We start from the raw sequence: 17,305 nt of genomic DNA, 5'->3' as shown, positions 1-17,305 counted from the left end.
ATCACGCGGACTACTGCAAAAACAGCCTCCTGACCGCTGCTTGAATCAGTATGTCAATGCTGCAAATCACCTGTTACGAACTTACTCAACAGATGAATTTGCAACGATTTTAATGCAAAACATTGACTACCTTTACGCATACATCGCCCTGGTAGCGACCAACTCGATCACCACAACCGCCTGACGAGTGCCGCACGGAATCAGCGGCCGAAATTCCCCTTGTTAAGGGAATCGCGGATCGATTCCAACCCGACCGCCGATTAAACGGGTTGTGGCTTAGGGCTTTCGGATGGAACCAAGCTGTCAGGGCTTTTGCACGTTCATAAGCTCGGCCACTACCTAATTAATTGCTTACATCTCGCGCACTTAGAAGCTTTAAGAGTGAATTAGGCTCGTTTTGTGGCCTTTGGGTGATTCATAAGCTGTTGCTGCGAGATTTGGAAACCTCACCTACAAAAATTGAATGTTGCAAATTTTAGGGCTAGATATCAGCAAAGCCTCAGTTTCCGCTTGCCTGATTTTAGGGAAAATTGACGAGCCGAAGGAATTTTACTACCGCTACAACTTCCACAAATTCGCCGCTACAGCGCACGGAATCAATGAGTTACTCGCACTAATTGGATCGGAAAATCTAGCTAGCACGATCGCAATAATGGAACCCACGGGCGTTAACTATCAGGTTTTGTGGGGCACCCAACTCGCCCGCGCCGGGGTAGAAGTGCGGCTGGTCGGTCACAAGGAATTGCGCTCGTTTCGCGAACATCACCTGGCGCTACCGGATAAAGACGACGACGCCGACGCGCTGGCTCTGGCAATTTACGGCTGGGATTATCAAAACAGTCCGCGCCGATTTGTTCAAATGCGCGATCGCACAATTGTAGAAATCCGCCGCTTAGTTCTGCGGCTAGCTCACCTCAACCGCGTCCAAAGCCCCATCATAAATAGGGCGCGGCAAGATTTAGCGTGGCAGTTTCCAGAAGCGGCGCTGATTAAATCGCTGCGGTCGGGCGAGAAAGTACCGCTGCTTTGGGGTTGGCTTTGCAGCCAGCGGCAGTCGGTAAAATACGATTTACTCTACGAGCGGTCGATCGGACTGGGAATCACCGATGAAGTGCGACGCCACGCCGCCCGCATTTGCGACTTGCAGCGGGAAGAAATGGCGATCGAATTTGAGCTTTCTAAATTAGTAGCCGAGCCGCAGTTCTTGCCGTACCGCAAAGTTTTTGCCCGGTTCGGTTTTGGCCGCAGAGTCGAGGCGCTGCTGTTAAGCCAGATTTATCCGCTCGAAAACTACCTCGCCGCTGATGGAAAACCCGATGTCAAAATTCGCACTGGCAGGCGATCGGGCAAACCGACTAAACGGCATTTGTCACTTCGCCGATTCTCCAAGGCTTTGGGTTACGCGCCATCCCAGGAAAGCAGCGGCGACTTGCAAAAATCTAAAGTAGTTGGCGGCAGTGACTTGTGCCGGAAAGCCCTCTGGCAGTGGGTTTTTACTAGGCTTGAGGTTACGCGCTGCCGTATGGCTAACGACATCGGCGATCGGCTCGGTGAAGTGATGGACGCGGAAAAACTCAGCGGGCGGCCGGTGCGACTTGTGCGATCGCGCGTGGCGGCCAAAGCAGTCAAGCTGCTGTTCAAAGAATTGGTGCGCGAACTTGTCTCGCCTAAAGTATAAAAAGGGAAAAAATGATGTATCAAAAATTGCGCGAACTTTACGAGGCAGGAAAGACTATTGACGAAATTGCTAATGAGTGGGAGGTTAGCCCAAGTTACATTTACCTCCGCCTTAAGAAAAGTGGTGTAACCATGCGCCCTAAACGTGTACGCCCTAAGCCTAAAAATGAAGAGCTACAAAACAAAATAATTCAACTCCGCGAACAAGGCTTGAGTCAGAGAAAAATAGCTGAGACCGTGGGCTTTTCCCGATCGAAAGTTCAGTATTACCTAAACCTAAATCAAAAATCCAAAATCTAAAATCTAAAACCCAGCCGGGATAATTACTAGAGTGAACGTGCAATCAGCATCCGCAAGCAATGTCCTGAGTTGGGTAGGGGCAAGTGGCACATTCTGGAAACCGACTCTCCCTCGGTGTTAGCCCACTGCTGCGACTGGCAAGGCAGGACGGTGATTGCTGTCCACAATCTAGCCGACAAACCTTGTACCGCTACGCTCAAATCTCACGAATACAGCGATCTGTGCGATTTATTTGGCGATCGGCTCTATGAATCTCTCGATGCCGACTCGCTCTCTATTTCTTTAGAAGCCTACGGTTATCGCTGGTTTCGAGTCAATAGAATTCTAGGGTAAAAAAAGTTAATTTTGAGGGAAGAACTAGCGACGTGGACTGTTAGGAATGTACTTAGCAGCGTTCTTGTCTGGAAGCGGTTCTATCTGACCTTGATTGACCAAAGCTTGATGAATTAGGGCAGTAGCACTACCCCGACTCAGCAACTCGTTCGGATTAAGAACTCTGGGATCTGGATAGTTGACCACTATCTTTGCCTTTGTCGCTGCTGCCACGGGTTCAACCGCATATTTAGGAAGTTTCTCGGCATCTTTATAATACGAATTGAGAAAATCTAATGCCGAATTTTTAGCAGGCGCAGTTGCAGCTTTTGTCGTTGTTGGTGGAACAGTCTTAGCCGATTTAGGTGCGGGCGCAGCCGCAGGCTGCTGTCTTGCCACTAGAGGTAATAACGGCTGCATCAAAACAGTCGCTGCAAGGGGAAATGCCAAACGGTTCCTAGCAATTCGACGTTTATTTACTGGAGTTGGGCTTGCTGGAGTTGCAGCAGCTTGATCAATTTTGACAACAGGGGGATTGAAATCCATATTTAAACCCCTCATTAACACAACTAATGCTTGTGCCTTAGTCAAGGGCTGCTTCGGACGAAACTCATTTCCGGGAAAATCATTCATAAATCCCGTTTCATAAGCTTCTTGAATCGGAGTTTCTGCCCAGTAGTTTTTAGGCACATCCTTAAAGTAACTTCCACTCGGTATCTTTCTAACGCTTGCTCGATTAAAAGCTTGGCGGATCATCGCCGAAAATTCATCCCGATCTACAGCCTGTTTGGGCCTAAAAGTTCCGTCTAGATATCCGGTAACAATCTCTTTTTCAGCTAAGGAATCAATAAACGGACGCGCCCAGTAATTCGGCGGGACATCAGGAAATTTCGATTTAGCTTGTTGAGCAGCAACTTGCTGGGAACTTAGCACAAAGCCAGTCCCACTGATACTAATGGCTAAAGCTAAAAAGGCTACGCTGATTGACGGTAAATGCCTGCGATCAGACATGATAAATATCCTCCTGATTTTTACATTTTTAACGAGACTATTTGGCTGAGTTAAAGCGGATTACGTTTTTTTATATCCGATTCCCCTTCTGTTTTTACAACATCTAACTCTTCGCGACGTACTGTGTCTGTTGCCTCAACCGTATCTTGCTCAACTTCTTTTCTGATTTGCACTTCCTCGCGCACGAACGCTTGCTTTTGGATATTCACACTTTCTTCGTAGATTTCAAAATGTGCCATTTCTTCTTGCTTAAAGGCGGTATCTGGGGTTACTCGACTCCCTGCATATTCTGGAGTTGTGTGCTCAATCATAATTCGCTCTTTTTCTACAGGAACTTCCAGTTTTACCCTTTTGGTTTCAACTTGTTTGCCAATTATTACCTCGCCTGTTTTGCGACGGGTTTTATCTGCAACTAATCGTTCTTCGTAGAGTTTGAGTTTGTGATGATCCTGTTCGTTCATCTGATACAATTCGGGTTCTCGCTCGTAAGTGTAGGTATCCCGGTCATAAGCAGGATTACTAGCTTGATGCGAGACCGAATGTGTTGTAGAAACTCGAACAGGTGCTTCTAAAGGTAATGATGCTTCTACTGGTACAGACGCTTCTGCTGTTGAAGTTCGATAAATACCCCGCACTTGTTCTTCATAATCGTAATCAACTGCCATCCCATGCTCATACCTGGGTAGTTTTTCCACTTGGTCTTTACTCCGCAAACCTGTAGCGTAAACACGCCGCCCATTAAAATCAATGCGACAAAGAGCGATGGGAAGTAAAACTTTTTTGTCAAAAATCCAAGAACCAGTCTCTACCACAAAATAGCGGCAACGTCCTGTCTCATCTACCAGCACAGTATCGATCGTGCCAATTTTATCATCGGTACTTCCGCCATACACATCCAGCCCTTTGATATCGTCGTCCTCAAAAGCGGCTTGGCGGTAGTTGGGACTAAAATCCTCAATTTTGTAAAGTAACATAGTTGTTTCCTGTACCTATCTACATCAACTTGTGTACCTACTTTAGATAGATATCAGCTCTAATACTTCCTTCTTATGAAGGATTCAGCAAATTGAAAATCATCAAGATAGCGATATTGTTTTATATTTTTCTATCTTTAGGTAGATGAATTTATATTTCCTGTACTCAAGGGGGTAAATTTATCTAATCATTCGTAGGTTGGGTGGAGCCAACCTACAACGTTTCTGCCAGCAACTCTCACAAGGATTTATGAGGTTTTACGATCACCTTAACTAGGGGATATCCTACAAAATTAAGGGCATCTCTAAACGAGCTGCTGGTTTTTTTTAAAGGAAGTTTCGATTTTCTAAGCGAAGTTACTACTTTTGGTATTTAAAGTTTTTAACTTAAAAATATTATGCCCATCGGTAGATATTCTGGTAATGATGATTAAGTAAAATTAAATTACCTTCAAGAAAAAAAATGACTTAACGCAGGGGTTAATCTTTTATGACTTATCCAGATCGATCGGGCAATCCACTCACTGAGCCTACAATCGTCAATCCGCTGGTGGATTACCACGATCAAGTGAGGTGGGGGCCAATTTTGGCAGGAATTGCGATCGCTCTGGGTACTCAACTAATTTTAAGCGCTTTGGCAATGGCGATCGGATTAAGCGTCGGTGCAACAGGCGCAGATGCAGGTTCCGTTGGTCTTGGGGTAGTAATTTGGTCGATTATCAGTTTGCTGATTTCCCTATTTTTGGGCGGTTGGGTGATGGCTCAAAGCTGCGGCCCTATGACCAAGAAAACAGCATTTTTGAATGCAGCAATTCTTTGGGGAACTACATTAGCACTTAGTGCTTGGTTATTAGCAAGCGGGATATCGGGTGCTGTTGGTGCTGCCGCTGCTAATGCGGGAGAAATTGCTAATCAAGTACAACAGGGCGGCGTTAATATACCGAATCAAGCGCCGAATGTAGACCCAAATCAAGTCCGCGATATAGCTGGTAATACAGCTAAAGCTACTTGGTCATTTCTACTTGGCTCTTTGCTGAGTTTGGCAGCGGCAATGAGTGGTGCTGCTCTTGGCGCTCGCAAACCTCGCGTTTATGCTTGATTAGCGATTATAAAACCAGAAAATTCAACAAGCACAGCAGCGAGTCGAATGATTTTATACCATTGTGATGATGATTCATCCTTTCTTGGAGAAGATGAACGAGCTAAAAACCTTTTCTAAGGTTTTGGCATAGAGATTGAAAAGGAGATAAAGCGATGCAAGAGCAGAGGATATGGCAAAAATATACAAGGTTAACAAGTTTGATTTTGTTAACGGCAACGGTTTTAGTTGCTCCCTCCTTCGCCGCTAATACAAATAAAATGCAGATTCAAGGTGAATCTTTACTAGCGCAAGTACCGGATAGCTGTCGCCAGGTTATTGCGAGGAATGGTCTTAATGTTCGGCGACAACCGAGGGCTAACAGCGAAGCGGTTGGCATCATCGAGTCCGCGCGAAATGTGACGATCCAAAGTCTTGGTGAGAATGGCTGGGTACCAATTACAGCCCCGATACAAGGCTACGTATCTGGTGGTTTTCTCGGAGCGTGTGAAGCCGTAACCGCCCCCCCTCCTACTAACTGCCGCCAAGTTGCAGCCGCCAGAGGAATTAACGTACATCAAGCACCTTCGACTGATGGGGAAAGCCTTGGAGTCGTCGCGAATGGACGAAGAGTGACGATTGAAAGTATAGGAACGGATGGTTGGGTGCCCATTACAGTGCCTCTGAGAGGCTACGTCCAAGCAGAAAACCTGGCGTATTGTAGTTAATTGAAAAAACAGTGATGGATGACCAATCAAACCCAAAAAAAGAAACTAATTCACAGCACAAGTCTGATTTGTTAAATTTCATTGCCCAGACAACAGAATCTGCACTGAATACAGGCAAAGCGGTTGTTGACACAGCAGTTTATTTGGGGGAAGCTGTTGCTAAACAAACTTATCGATTGATTGGACAAGCGACGCAAGGAACCGGAGATGCGGTAACTTATGTTGGCAATCTTCCCTTTGTTAAACAAGTGGCAGGGGTACTCAGGCTTGATTGGTTAGTTGGAGTCAGCGATCGCATCGACTTAGCTAAAGCCGAAGCTCAAGTCAAGGAACTCCAAGAAAAGTATCCCAATGAATATCCCAGCGAAATTGCCCATCGCATTATGGTGGAAAAAGCGATCCACGCCGGTGGTGTCGGATTTGCTAGCAGCATTTTACCCGGTGTCGCGGCTGCACTGCTGGCGATCGATCTAGCGGCGACTACTGCGATTCAAACCGAAATGGTTTATGAAATTGCCGCCGCTTATGGGATGGATTTGCAACAGCCAGCCCGAAAAGGCGAGGTTTTGGCAATTTTTGGGTTAGCGCTAGGCGGTAGCAACGCCATGAAAGCTGGTTTGGGCTTTTTACGCAACGTACCGCTGGCTGGCGCGATGATTGGTGCGAGTACGAATGCGACGATGCTGTATGCGCTGGGATATGCGGCGCGCCAGTTTTACGAAGCCAAAGTCAGGGAAGAGACTGAAGAACCTGGAACCGAAACGCTGCAAGCGATTCAACAACAAAGTGAGAAATATCTCGATGTGGCGATCGCCCAGCAAGCAGGGATGGATCAAATTATGGTTCACATGATTTTGGCAAGTTATCCCAACAAAAACTGGGAAGATATTCTGCCAGAATTGAAGGCATTGCAATTAAATGCCGATTCTCTCAAAAGGATTGCTGCTAACATCAAGTCCCCCAAACCATTGGGTGCATTGTTAGAGCAACTTAACCCGGACTTTGCAGTACCGCTATTAGCTCAATGCCGTCGCATTGCCGAAAGTCGCGGAGAGGTTTCCGAAGCAGAACAGAGGGTACTGGATGCGATCGGACAAAAACTCAACGGTCAAGATGTGGCTTCGATATCCACTTGAAAAAAATTGTTGGTGCGTTAGCTTTCTGCGTAACGAACCCTCCCCAATATTTACTGTTGCGGTGTAAGTCCTAAATTCGCCTCACGTTAAAGTAATCTACAGCCTTAAGAGAGAGTTTGATCTAGCTAATTTTAATACTATAGCAATCGTTGCAGGAGTCGTAAATTTTTTACCCCACCCCAACCCTCCCCGAACCCAAGGGGAGGGAGTAAGAAATTCACAAATGATTTAGGATTGCTATATCAATAACGACTGATGCAATAGGAAGTTTTATGACAGCAGAAATATCCGGAGTCTGGGACAAGATTGAGAGCATGATCAATGGCTTCATTATCCTGCTGCCTAATATGATACTAGCGTTACTGGTTTTTGGAATCTTTTTCTTTGTTGGCCAGTCAATTAAGAGAGCGGTCAGGCGGCTTACCCGCAACCACCGCCAATCCCGAAATTTGGGACTGGTGTTGGGAAGGTTAGCGCAGGGTATTACTGTTCTGGTTGGTCTGTTTATTGCCTTGTCGATTGTAATTCCCACATTTAGAGCAGGCGATTTGGTCCAACTGCTGGGAATTAGCGGGGTAGCGATTGGTTTTGCCTTTCGCGATATCTTACAAAACTTCCTAGCTGGTATCCTAATTCTTTTGACGGAACCGTTCCAAATCGATGACCAGATTGTGTTTAAAAACTTTGAGGGAACAGTAGAAAGTATTGAAACTCGCGCTACAACAATCCGAACCTATGATGGTCGCCGGATTGTAATTCCCAATGCGGAATTGTTCACCAATTCTGTTACTGTGAATACCGCCTTTGATAAACGCCGGATGGAATACGACGTTGGTATCGGCTACGGCGATGATATTCACCGAGCCAAGCAGTTAATGATGGAAGCTATGCACAGTGTGGATGAGGTTTTGAATGACCCTGCTCCTGACGTGTTGCTGATGGAACTTGCAGGAAGTACCGTCAATATCCGCGCTCGATGGTGGATTGCTCCGCCGCGACGAATGGACGATCTGCGATCGCGGGACAAGGTACTTTCTGCGATTAAAGAAAAGCTTACTGCCAACGGCATCGACTTGCCCTTTCCTACGCAGCAAATTTTGTTTCATGACCAAACCGAAGAGACCGATGGCGATCGCCAACGTCAACGCGAAGGATGGCCCGCTGGTAATGGCGAAGTTCCTAAACCCCGCAGCATCAGCGGTTCTCTGCAAAAACTGATTGAAGTGCGATCGCAACCTGACGGCAACGGGCAATCTTCACCCCACCCCAACTCATGAAAAATGTCAAGTTAAGCAAACTTTGGGACTCGCTGCACTCTAGCTACTGGTTTATTCCAACGTTGATGGCGGTGGGGTCGATGATTTTAGCGATCGCCATGCTGACACTTGACCGCACAGGTAATACACCAGACTGGAGGTGGATTTACACGGGTGGAGCCGATGGTGCGCGAGCGGTGCTTTCATCGGTTGCCGGTTCAATGGTCAGCGTTGTTGCTACAGCTTTTTCCATTACTATTGTGGCGCTTCAGTTGGCGAGCTCAAATTTTGGTCCCCGATTGCTGCGTAATTTTATGCAGGATACGGGCAATCAAATCGTGCTTGGCACTTTCATTGCCACGTTTATTTACTGTTTACTCGTACTGCGAACCATTCATGGAGAAGGAGAAGGATACAGTCTCTTTGTACCCCAACTCTCGGTGACAGTTGGTACCGGATTGGCAATTGCCAGTATCGGCGTACTGATTTACTTTATCCATCACGCATCAACCATTATTCAAGCCTCCCATGTAATTACTCAGGTTAGTGGCGATTTAGACAAAGCTCTAGATCGTCTGTTTCCCGGAAAAATCGGAGAAGGTAAGGCGAACAACTCGCGACAAGTGGGAGAAATTCCGGCAAATTTTGACTCGGAAGCAAGTTCAATCAAAGCCACTGGCGAGGGTTATTTGCAAGCAATCGATGACAAGGAATTAATGAAAATTGCCCGTCAGTACAATCTGCTTGTACGTCTTACAACTCGACCGGGAAAGTTTATCGTCAAGGGTAGCGATGTAGCGCTGGTTGTCCCGGAAAAACAGGTTAATCAAAGCCTGAAACAACAGATTAACGATGCTTTTATTCTGGGCAAAGAACGGACTGAATATCAAGATGTAGAATTTCCAATCGATCAGTTAGTTGAAATTGCCTTGCGTGCGATTTCTCCTGCAATCAACGATCCGTTTACTGCGATTCGGTGTATCGATCGACTCAGCGCCGGATTATCCCGCCTCGCTCAAAGGGATTTTCCCTCGCCCTATCGCTACGACGATGAACAGAATTTGCGCGTCATTGTTGAGGGAGTGACGTTTGAAGGGTTAGTGGATGCTGCCTTTAACCAAATTCGCCAGTACAGTAAATCAGATGTGGCGGTAACAATTCGTTTATTGGAAGCTCTAGCTTGCATCGCCACTTACACCCACAATTTCCAACAACGAGAAGCTTTACGGCGTCAGGCGGAGATGATTTTAAATAGTAGCCGCGAACAAATCTCTCAGGAGCAAGACCAGAAAGATGTGCAAGAGCAGTATCACCAAGTCATTAAAGCTTTAAGACAGGATTAATTTGGTAGAGCAGAGTCATGGTAATAACAGCAGCTTTGCGATCGGCTCCTCATACTTTAGCTTTAACCGCGCTGATTGCCATTGGTTTAGCGCTGACACATTTATTTTGCGGCAAGTTGCGGTTTGCTTCTATTCCTCGCAGTGGCTGGCTTTCAGCAGCAAGTGGGGTTTCGGTAGCTTACGTTTTTGTGCATATTTTACCGGAATTAAATCTGCACCAAGTGGTATTAGAGCAAGTAGAAGCAGGAGTTATTTCCTATCTAGAACACCACGTTTATTTAATAGCTTTGTTAGGATTGACTGTATTTTACGGCCTGGAGCAAATGGCCAATTTATCTCGTCAGCGTGGCGAAGAGGATGTAACCAGTCTTGGTGTTTTTTGGATACACATTGCCTCTTTTTCAATTTACAACGCTCTGATTGGCTATCTGCTGCTGCATCGGGAAGAACCGGGCCTTACGAATCTGCTGTTGTTTTCTTGTGCAATGGCCCTGCACTTTGCAGTGAACGACTCTGGTTTGCGGCAACATCACAAGCATATTTATGACCGCATCGGACGCTGGATACTAGCAGCAGCTATTATCGTGGGGTGGGTGTTGGGTAGCGCTACTGAGATTGGAAAAACTGCGATCGCAGTTTTATTTGCTTTTTTAGCCGGAGGAATTGTTCTCAACGTCCTCAAAGAAGAATTGCCAGAAGAACGAGAAAGTCGGTTTTGGGCATTTGTCCTTGGTGCTGGAATTTACACGGCTCTTTTATTGGCTTTGTAGAGGCATCAAAGGCAGCCCAAACGTTCGAGGTTAAAACTATTTGAAGGAGCCAATCGTTCTTTCAGATGCAGTTTAAAATTACCGGGATAATTTTTCCGATCGCTGCTACCAACTGCGACGGTATTCACAGTCTTAACTTTAGTCAAATTTCTGAGCGATCGACGTTTATTATTCGCATCCCTTGCTGCCAGTTCATTCTTAATTTATCTAGACATCCAACACAGCACAAACGAAGTCAAAAGCCGGGTGGTTTCTCACATAATTGCAGTAAAGATTGGTTGGTTTACTTATCTAATTTGTGGGCCAGGATATCCGTCGGCGGAGACGGCGATTAGGAGCAAATATCGTTATTATTGATTGAATAATGGTAGTTAAAAAAATTAGCCTTCTCTTCCGTTAGAAGCCTGCGGCTATCTCTGGTTTCGAGTCAATCGCATCCTGGGGTAAAAAAGTTAATGTTGAGGGGAAAAATAGCGACTCTAACTATGAGGAATGTACTTAGCAGATTAGGTAAAAAACCCGGTTTCTGGCGCTCATCCGTAAGTCCTATATATAATTAATTTTTAGGAGCGCATAAAAAATTTTCCTTTGAGGTAGAGCTGATGTTTCCAGTGTGGTTGCAGGCAGGATTTTGGGGTTTACTGGGGGGTTCGGCGCTGCTACTGGGAGCGGCGGTGGGTTACTTTGTGAGCATTCCCCAGCGCGCGATCGCGACAATTATGGCTTTTGGCGCTGGTGTGCTGATTTCAGCGCTATCCTTTGAACTGATGGATGAAGCTTACAAGCGCGGCGGTTTCGACTCGACGGCGATCGGCTTTTTGGGTGGTGCTGCTGTCTACACCGCCGCCAATTGGTTTTTGAGTCAACAGGGAGCAAAACACCGCAAGCGATCAGGCGCTTTGCACCCAGCTAAAACAGAGTCAGGCGATGGCGGATTAGCCATCGCCCTCGGCGCGCTGTTAGACGGGATACCGGAGTCGATCGTCGTTGGCGTCAGCATGATTTCTGGAGGCGCTGTCAGTTGGGTGACAGTAGCGGCAATTTTTCTCTCCAACATTCCCGAAGGGCTCTCCAGCGCCGCCGGTATGAAAAAAGCAGGGAGATCGATGGGTTACATTTTTGGAGTTTGGGGCGCGATCGCAGTTATTTCCGGTATCGCAGCATTGTTAGGATATACGGTTTTCAGTGGCTTTTCTGCAGAAGTAATAGCCGCTACTACCGCCGTAGCAGCAGGGGGTATTTTAGCAATGATCTCAGATACTATGATTCCCGAAGCATTCGAGGAAACTCACGATTTTGCCGGACTAATTACTGTCTGCGGATTTTTAGCTGCTTTTGTACTCAGCAAGTTAGCAGAAAGATAATTGATAATTAGCGATCGCTCCTCACTAATGTAGAATTGCCAATTGCTGAGAGTTATAGTATTTTTGATATAGACACAGATGAATTTGATATGTTGCCAAGCTGTATTGGGCAACAAAAAAGCTTATAATCAACATTAAAGGCCGCAGCCTGTCAAGAGGTGTTGGAAGATTTATGTGTGTCAACTTAGGGCATATCCTACATGAAAGGTACGAAATTCTCGCTTTGTTGGGAGAGGGAGGGTTTGCTAGAACCTACACGGCTGTACAAATAAACAAACCTAATAATCCTCTATGCGTTGTTAAGGAAATTCCTTTTCCCCTATCGAACGATCCGCGCGTCTTGGAGAGGGCAAGGAAGCGATTTGAAAGAGAGGCTAGCGCTTTGCGCCGTCTCGGCAAAAACTCGCGCATTCCCGAATTATTCGATAGCTTTGAAGAAAACGATTATTTTTACTTAGTTCAAGAATATATTGAAGGACATCCGCTTAGTCAAGAACTCACTGCGGGCGATCGGTGGAATGAGCAACAAACTGTTGCTTTGTTGCGGGAAGTTCTGGAAACACTAAAATCAGTCCACCAAGAAAATATTATTCACCGCGATATTACACCTTCTAACTTAATTCGGCGCAAAACAGATCAAACAATTGTTTTAATTGATTTTGGGGCGGTCAAAGAAATCGGCACTTTTACCGCTAACTCTACTGGTGAAATATTCACATCGCAGGCGATCGGCACCAGGGGTTATATGCCTGCCGAACAATACAATCCGCAGTCTGTCCCGCAACCCTACAATGATATTTATGCAGTAGGAATTATCGCGATTCAATCCCTCACCGGGCGGCGTCCCACCAATCTGCCACAAGACCCCGAAAATTGCGAAATTATCTGGGATTATTTAACATCTGAACCAGTTAGCGATGGTCTAACAAATATTTTAACCAAAATGGTGCGCTTCCACTTCCAAGACCGCTACCAGTCTGTTGAGGAAGTTTTGCAAGACTTGAATTTAATCGTCCCAGGGCCCCAATTACCCAAAACTTCGCGGAAGTTGCGATCGCGCTTTCGCTGGCTGCTGTTCGGCGTTGCGGGAATTGCGGCTTTTGGGGCGATCGTACTTTTAATCCCCAGAATTTTCCCGCTAATCCCCAGAATTTTCCCGCAACCAACGTTGCTGACACCCTCCGCCGATGGTGTAAGTTCCGGCGAAAAACTCTTAGTGCAAACCTCCGCCCTGTGGTCAAAACAAAGGGGAATCAATGAGTTTGCCGACTCAAATTATCCCGAAGCTTTAAAATTACTTAAACAGTCCTGGCGGGAAGACCGCAGAGATCCAGAAACTTTAATTTACATCAACAATGCTCTGCTGAAGGCAATAAATGCAGAATATTACACGATCGCAATTGTTGTTCCTATTCGCAGAAATCAGGACGGCAGCATCCTCAACGCAAATTTAGCAGAAGAACTGCTTCGTGGCATTGCTCAAGCTCAAACCGAAGTTAATTTAGGTCTTCTGGCTGCAAATGAGAACAATAAAAATTTTCCCGGTCAAGGCTTTCTCCAACCAAAAGCTATTAAAGGAAAAGGTCTCAAAGTCATCATTGCTGATGATGGCAATATCAAATCCTACGCGATTCAAAGGGCTAATTATCTGGTCGCTCAGCCCGATATTCTAGCAGTTATCGGCCACTACACCAGCGACATGACTGTAGAAACCGTAGATATTTACAATCGAAATCAACTAATCGCCATTTCTCCAGGAAGCACAACAGAAGAACTGACGAGAAAACCTAGAAAATTTTTCTTTCGGACGGCTCCTACAACTAGCATAGAAGCTGAAGCTTTAGTAAATCAACTGCTCTTGGTCGGTGAGAAAAAAGCCGCAGTATTTTACAATCCCAACAGTCCGTTTAGCGCTTCTTTGTGGGAAGAATTCAAAGAGCAATTTGAAGCCAAAGGAGGCTCGACTTTTAGAATTAGGAATTATTACGATTTATCTAAAAATAATTTAGACGCCGAAGCAGCAATCAAAGAAGTTGAGAAAGCCGGAAAAACAGCCTTACTTGTTATTCCGGACGGTCAAGTCACTAATTCCCTGGAAAATGCGATCGCAATGATTAAAGCTAATGGCGATCGCAATTGGATGGTCGGGCCCTGGACTCTGTACGAGCCGAGAACGTTAGAAGTAGCAAAAGAGCTAAAGTCTGTTGAAAAACTGGGCATATCTGTGTTTTGGCATCCGTTAATAAGTTTTGACAAAAAATTTCCGCAAAACGCTGAAAAATTGTGGGGAGGCCCGGTCAATACTCGATCGGCTTTAACCTACGATGCCGCCCGGACGCTGATTAAAGCCCTCGAAATGCAGCCAGAACCCAGCCGCGAAGGAATGCAAAAAACCTTAGCCGATCCCAACTTTAAAGCCGAAGGAGCCTCCGGTATAATTGAGTTTGACCCGAAGACTGGAAATCGGAAAAACCCTCCTAAACGAGTGGCGCATATTGTACCGTGTTCTAGAGAACAGTTTGGAGTTACATTTGTGCCGATCGAATTTTCCACAGCCGCAGCCGCAGGTTTAAAGTGCGATTGAATTGATATAGCAATCCTTGCAGGAGTTGTAAACTTTTTACCCCACCCCAACCCTCCCCTTATCAAGGGGAGGGAGTAAGAAATTCACAAATGATGCGAGGATTGCTATATCTGGTGGCATTTTCCACAAACCTTTTAAGCGTGGGCAGGATGCCCACTCCACAATAAAATTTACTCTTTGTGGAACAGGCCCGAAAGCCTGTTGCTGAGAATGATGCAATAGGTGCGAGTAAATTGATATCTTGCGGCATTCTCCCCAAACCTGTAGAGGCGAGTTTTACCAACTATAAATTGCCTGAAAGCAATAATCTCATAAACCGACCCCCACCCGACCATAAAATTCTGGATAAAGAATTGTGCAAGATGTGCGAGTGAATTGATATCTTGTGCCGAACGCAACAATCCGCCAGATAGTTCAATCCCACAGCAGACTATTGCCACAGGTGCAACATATCAATTTATTAGATATATTAAACAAGGTTAGTTTTTTTTATAATAACGCTTATGGCTGTCAATCTCGCTGCCCCAACAAGTTCTAGTCTCAAACCAGAAGCCCAGAATATCTCAGCACTCAAACAAGTCTTTCAGACAATTGATGCCGATAGCTGTCCGGGTTCCTATAATTTTCATATGCACACAGTCTACTCCGACGGGCGATTGCAGCCAGAGAAATTGATGGAACAAGCCATAGCCGGAGGTCTCAAAGGCTTAGCTATCACCGACCACCACAGCACCCAAGGCTACGTTAAAGCTCAAATTTGGCTGGATAATTGGAAATTAAACCATCCCGACAAAAATAGCGAAGCACCTAGTCTCTGGACAGGCGCTGAAATTAATGCCGAATTGCTTAACAATGAGGTACACATTCTCGGTTACGCCTTTGATCCGCAACATCCCAGTCTCCAACCATACCTACGAGGTAAAAGTACAGAAGGCACTTATTGTTATTCAGCAGCTAGGGTAATTGAAGCTATTCATGAAGCAGGAGGTTTAGCAGTTCTCGCACATCCTTGCAGGTATCGATCGAGTGCAGATAAACTAATCCCAGAAGCAGCCCATTTCGGCATTGACGGTGTAGAAATTTACTATGCTTACGGTAATCCCAATCCTTGGAAACCGAGTCCCAAACAAACTGCTTTAGTCAAAGAATTAGCAGAAACTTATGGTTTGCTGGGAACTTGTGGCACGGACTCTCACGGCCTGAGTCTTCTCGTCCGAATTTAGATAGTTGGGAAATAAGAAGTGCTTGATCCGGTCATTACCAGTCTAATCGTTAGCGGATATAACTATGATAAAAGCAATCACAATGAGTCGAAAACAAACAATTTATCAGGTCATATTAAGTCCGATCAAATGACTATAAAATTGTTTGGTACTGAGGACTTCAGTCCTCATAAAAGTCTGTGGACTGAAGTTTTCACTACTTGCCTGATAACGGCTATTTTACGGGACGTGAGATAATTGCGATCGCCCGGATGATCTTTCGGTATCCAAAAGTAAGCAATTGCTTTCTTCAGGTAATATTCTTGCAACTCCGAGAGACATTGCGCCCTAAAAACCAGTCGCCCTTCTACCGTTCGGGGAACAACTGACAAGCCCGGTTAGTTGGCTGATTTGCCCAATCCAAGCGAGAATTCCCAAATCGATCCATCCAACCTTCCAAATAAGCTCGATTAGCCTTTTTTTCCTCTGGATCGGAGGTATTCATGGGATGAGGTGCTAAACCCAAAATAGTCGCCGTCGTCACGCAAAACATCGACTTCTGAAAACTTTGGCAAATTTGCACCCGCACATCGTCTTCACCCCGACAGCTAGTGCGATAAACTTCGTGCAAATACTCCGGCAAATAATGACGCATATCTTGCATCAATTGAGTTGGCGGAATCCCTGCACCTCCAATAGGTAAAGGATCAGCAAACAAAGCCCCGTAGGCAAATTCTCTTTGTTCTTCCGGGATTTGATGAGCTTGAGCGTTGTAGGAAACTGTGCCAAAAAAAGCTGTTCCCCGAAAGAAAATTGATTCTACATAAGGCACTGCTACATCTGGTAAAAATGTCAAGTTAGCCGATGCCGGAATGATATCGTAGACTTGACCGCCAATCTTGACGCTGTAGGTAATTGGCAAATTAGCGGCGCTAACCAAACCTGCTAAGATAAAATCAACTACTTCTGCGATCGACTTAATTTTACCGGCTTCGTAGCAATCGGACAAATCAATAAACAAATCGCTCATGACCCGCCAAAACTGACCGAGACCGGTGTAGTAAGCCAGCATCCGCACTTGTTCCGGCAAAAAATCAGGAAATGCTTTGTTGAGTCCCTGCATGAAAAAATTGCCTTTCAGTTTAGCCGCGATCGCCTTTTCGACCAAACTGCTAAATTCCGGGGAATCCAAATAACTGTCAAAACCCCCGCCGCCGTGCCACAGCATAGTTTTCATAACATACTCAGCATACTCAAAATTAATGCGATCGTGCCACAAATAGCGCATTAATTTGGGCAGATTCACATCTCCGTTGAAATATTTAAAAAACGGAAAAAGCACTAAAAACTGTTCTTCTGCAATATAATTGAGATTGCGAGAATAGGCATCTAAAACAATACCATAACTTTTCAGCACGCCGATAACTTCAACTACATTTTCCGTAGAATCAGGCAGTAAAGCTTTGCCTGATTCTAAGAGGTCAATGTATGCGGCTAGGGGATGGGAAGAGGGTTTTAATACGGTACTTTTCATTTTTATTTAACCTTAACTGAAGGAAGGCACGACACG

The 17,305-nt window shown here is 45.5% G+C and carries 16 protein-coding genes; 13 read left to right on the top strand and 3 right to left on the bottom strand.

Annotation, left to right across the window (positions count from 1 at the left end; genetic code table 11):
* The 4 genes from QUA10_RS24980 to QUA10_RS24965 form a co-directional block, all read left to right on the top strand.
* A partial coding sequence (locus tag QUA10_RS24980; RefSeq protein WP_333085214.1) for a hypothetical protein occupies positions 1 to 184 on the top strand: 184 nt, incomplete at its 5' end.
* 279 nt (positions 185 to 463) lie between these two features.
* On the top strand, positions 464 to 1,678 hold the full coding sequence (locus QUA10_RS24975; RefSeq protein ID WP_333085215.1) for an IS110 family transposase: 1,215 nt from the start codon (positions 464 to 466) through the stop codon (positions 1,676 to 1,678).
* An 11-nt stretch (positions 1,679 to 1,689) separates the two neighbouring features.
* The gene (locus tag QUA10_RS24970; RefSeq protein ID WP_333085216.1) at positions 1,690 to 1,977 is read left to right on the top strand and encodes a hypothetical protein; all 288 of its coding nucleotides are present in this window, start codon (positions 1,690 to 1,692) and stop codon (positions 1,975 to 1,977) included.
* A gap of 69 nt (positions 1,978 to 2,046) precedes the next feature.
* Positions 2,047 to 2,310 carry an alpha-glucosidase C-terminal domain-containing protein gene (locus QUA10_RS24965; RefSeq protein WP_333085217.1) on the top strand — a complete coding sequence of 88 codons (264 nt, stop codon included), beginning with the start codon at positions 2,047 to 2,049 and terminating at the stop codon, positions 2,308 to 2,310.
* A gap of 24 nt (positions 2,311 to 2,334) precedes the next feature.
* On the opposite strand, the gene QUA10_RS24960 is transcribed toward QUA10_RS24965, so the two are convergent.
* Both QUA10_RS24960 and QUA10_RS24955 read right to left on the bottom strand, forming a co-directional pair.
* Positions 2,335 to 3,300, bottom strand: coding sequence for an S-layer homology domain-containing protein (locus tag QUA10_RS24960; RefSeq protein WP_333085218.1), 966 nt, complete (start codon positions 3,298 to 3,300; stop codon positions 2,335 to 2,337).
* A gap of 50 nt (positions 3,301 to 3,350) precedes the next feature.
* Positions 3,351 to 4,274, bottom strand: a complete 924-nt coding sequence (locus QUA10_RS24955; RefSeq protein ID WP_333085219.1) for a DUF2382 domain-containing protein — start codon at positions 4,272 to 4,274, stop codon at positions 3,351 to 3,353.
* Between the two features lie 490 nt (positions 4,275 to 4,764).
* Here QUA10_RS24955 and QUA10_RS24950 point away from each other — a divergent pair, with 490 nt between their 5' ends.
* The 9 genes from QUA10_RS24950 (at position 4,765) to QUA10_RS24910 (ending at position 15,756) form a co-directional block, all read left to right on the top strand.
* Entirely contained in the window at positions 4,765 to 5,373 is a 609-nt protein-coding gene (locus QUA10_RS24950; RefSeq protein WP_333085220.1) for a hypothetical protein, read from the top strand.
* A 155-nt stretch (positions 5,374 to 5,528) separates the two neighbouring features.
* Entirely contained in the window at positions 5,529 to 6,080 is a 552-nt protein-coding gene (locus QUA10_RS24945; RefSeq protein WP_333085222.1) for an SH3 domain-containing protein, read from the top strand.
* Between the two features lie 14 nt (positions 6,081 to 6,094).
* Positions 6,095 to 7,216 carry a hypothetical protein gene (locus tag QUA10_RS24940; protein WP_333085223.1) on the top strand — a complete coding sequence of 374 codons (1,122 nt, stop codon included), beginning with the start codon at positions 6,095 to 6,097 and terminating at the stop codon, positions 7,214 to 7,216.
* A gap of 272 nt (positions 7,217 to 7,488) precedes the next feature.
* Positions 7,489 to 8,493: a mechanosensitive ion channel family protein gene (locus QUA10_RS24935; protein WP_333085224.1), complete on the top strand. Its 1,005-nt coding sequence runs from the start codon at positions 7,489 to 7,491 to the stop codon at positions 8,491 to 8,493.
* Positions 8,490 to 9,815, top strand: coding sequence for a DUF2254 family protein (locus QUA10_RS24930; protein ID WP_333085225.1), 1,326 nt, complete (start codon positions 8,490 to 8,492; stop codon positions 9,813 to 9,815). Before QUA10_RS24935 ends, QUA10_RS24930 begins: the two co-directional genes overlap by 4 nt.
* A 17-nt stretch (positions 9,816 to 9,832) precedes the next feature.
* The gene (locus QUA10_RS24925; RefSeq protein WP_333085226.1) at positions 9,833 to 10,585 is read left to right on the top strand and encodes a hypothetical protein; all 753 of its coding nucleotides are present in this window, start codon (positions 9,833 to 9,835) and stop codon (positions 10,583 to 10,585) included.
* 602 nt (positions 10,586 to 11,187) lie between these two features.
* Positions 11,188 to 11,949: a ZIP family zinc transporter gene (locus QUA10_RS24920; RefSeq protein ID WP_333085227.1), complete on the top strand. Its 762-nt coding sequence runs from the start codon at positions 11,188 to 11,190 to the stop codon at positions 11,947 to 11,949.
* 172 nt (positions 11,950 to 12,121) lie between these two features.
* The gene (locus QUA10_RS24915) at positions 12,122 to 14,533 is read left to right on the top strand and encodes a bifunctional serine/threonine-protein kinase/ABC transporter substrate-binding protein (RefSeq protein WP_333085228.1); all 2,412 of its coding nucleotides are present in this window, start codon (positions 12,122 to 12,124) and stop codon (positions 14,531 to 14,533) included.
* 503 nt (positions 14,534 to 15,036) lie between these two features.
* Complete coding sequence (locus QUA10_RS24910) at positions 15,037 to 15,756, top strand: PHP domain-containing protein (RefSeq protein ID WP_333085229.1); 720 nt, start codon at positions 15,037 to 15,039, stop codon at positions 15,754 to 15,756.
* Positions 15,757 to 16,102: 346 nt separating this feature from the next.
* On the opposite strand, the gene QUA10_RS24905 is transcribed toward QUA10_RS24910, so the two are convergent.
* Positions 16,103 to 17,269 carry a CO2 hydration protein gene (locus tag QUA10_RS24905; RefSeq protein ID WP_333085230.1) on the bottom strand — a complete coding sequence of 389 codons (1,167 nt, stop codon included), beginning with the start codon at positions 17,267 to 17,269 and terminating at the stop codon, positions 16,103 to 16,105.
* Positions 17,270 to 17,305: the final 36 nt, after the last annotated feature.

This window comes from Microcoleus sp. Pol8_D6, assembly GCF_036700965.1.
Classification (GTDB): Bacteria; Cyanobacteriota; Cyanobacteriia; order Cyanobacteriales; family Microcoleaceae; genus Microcoleus.
The sequence above is the reverse complement of the archived record's forward strand: the minus strand, read 5'-3'. Positions and strand labels throughout refer to the sequence as shown.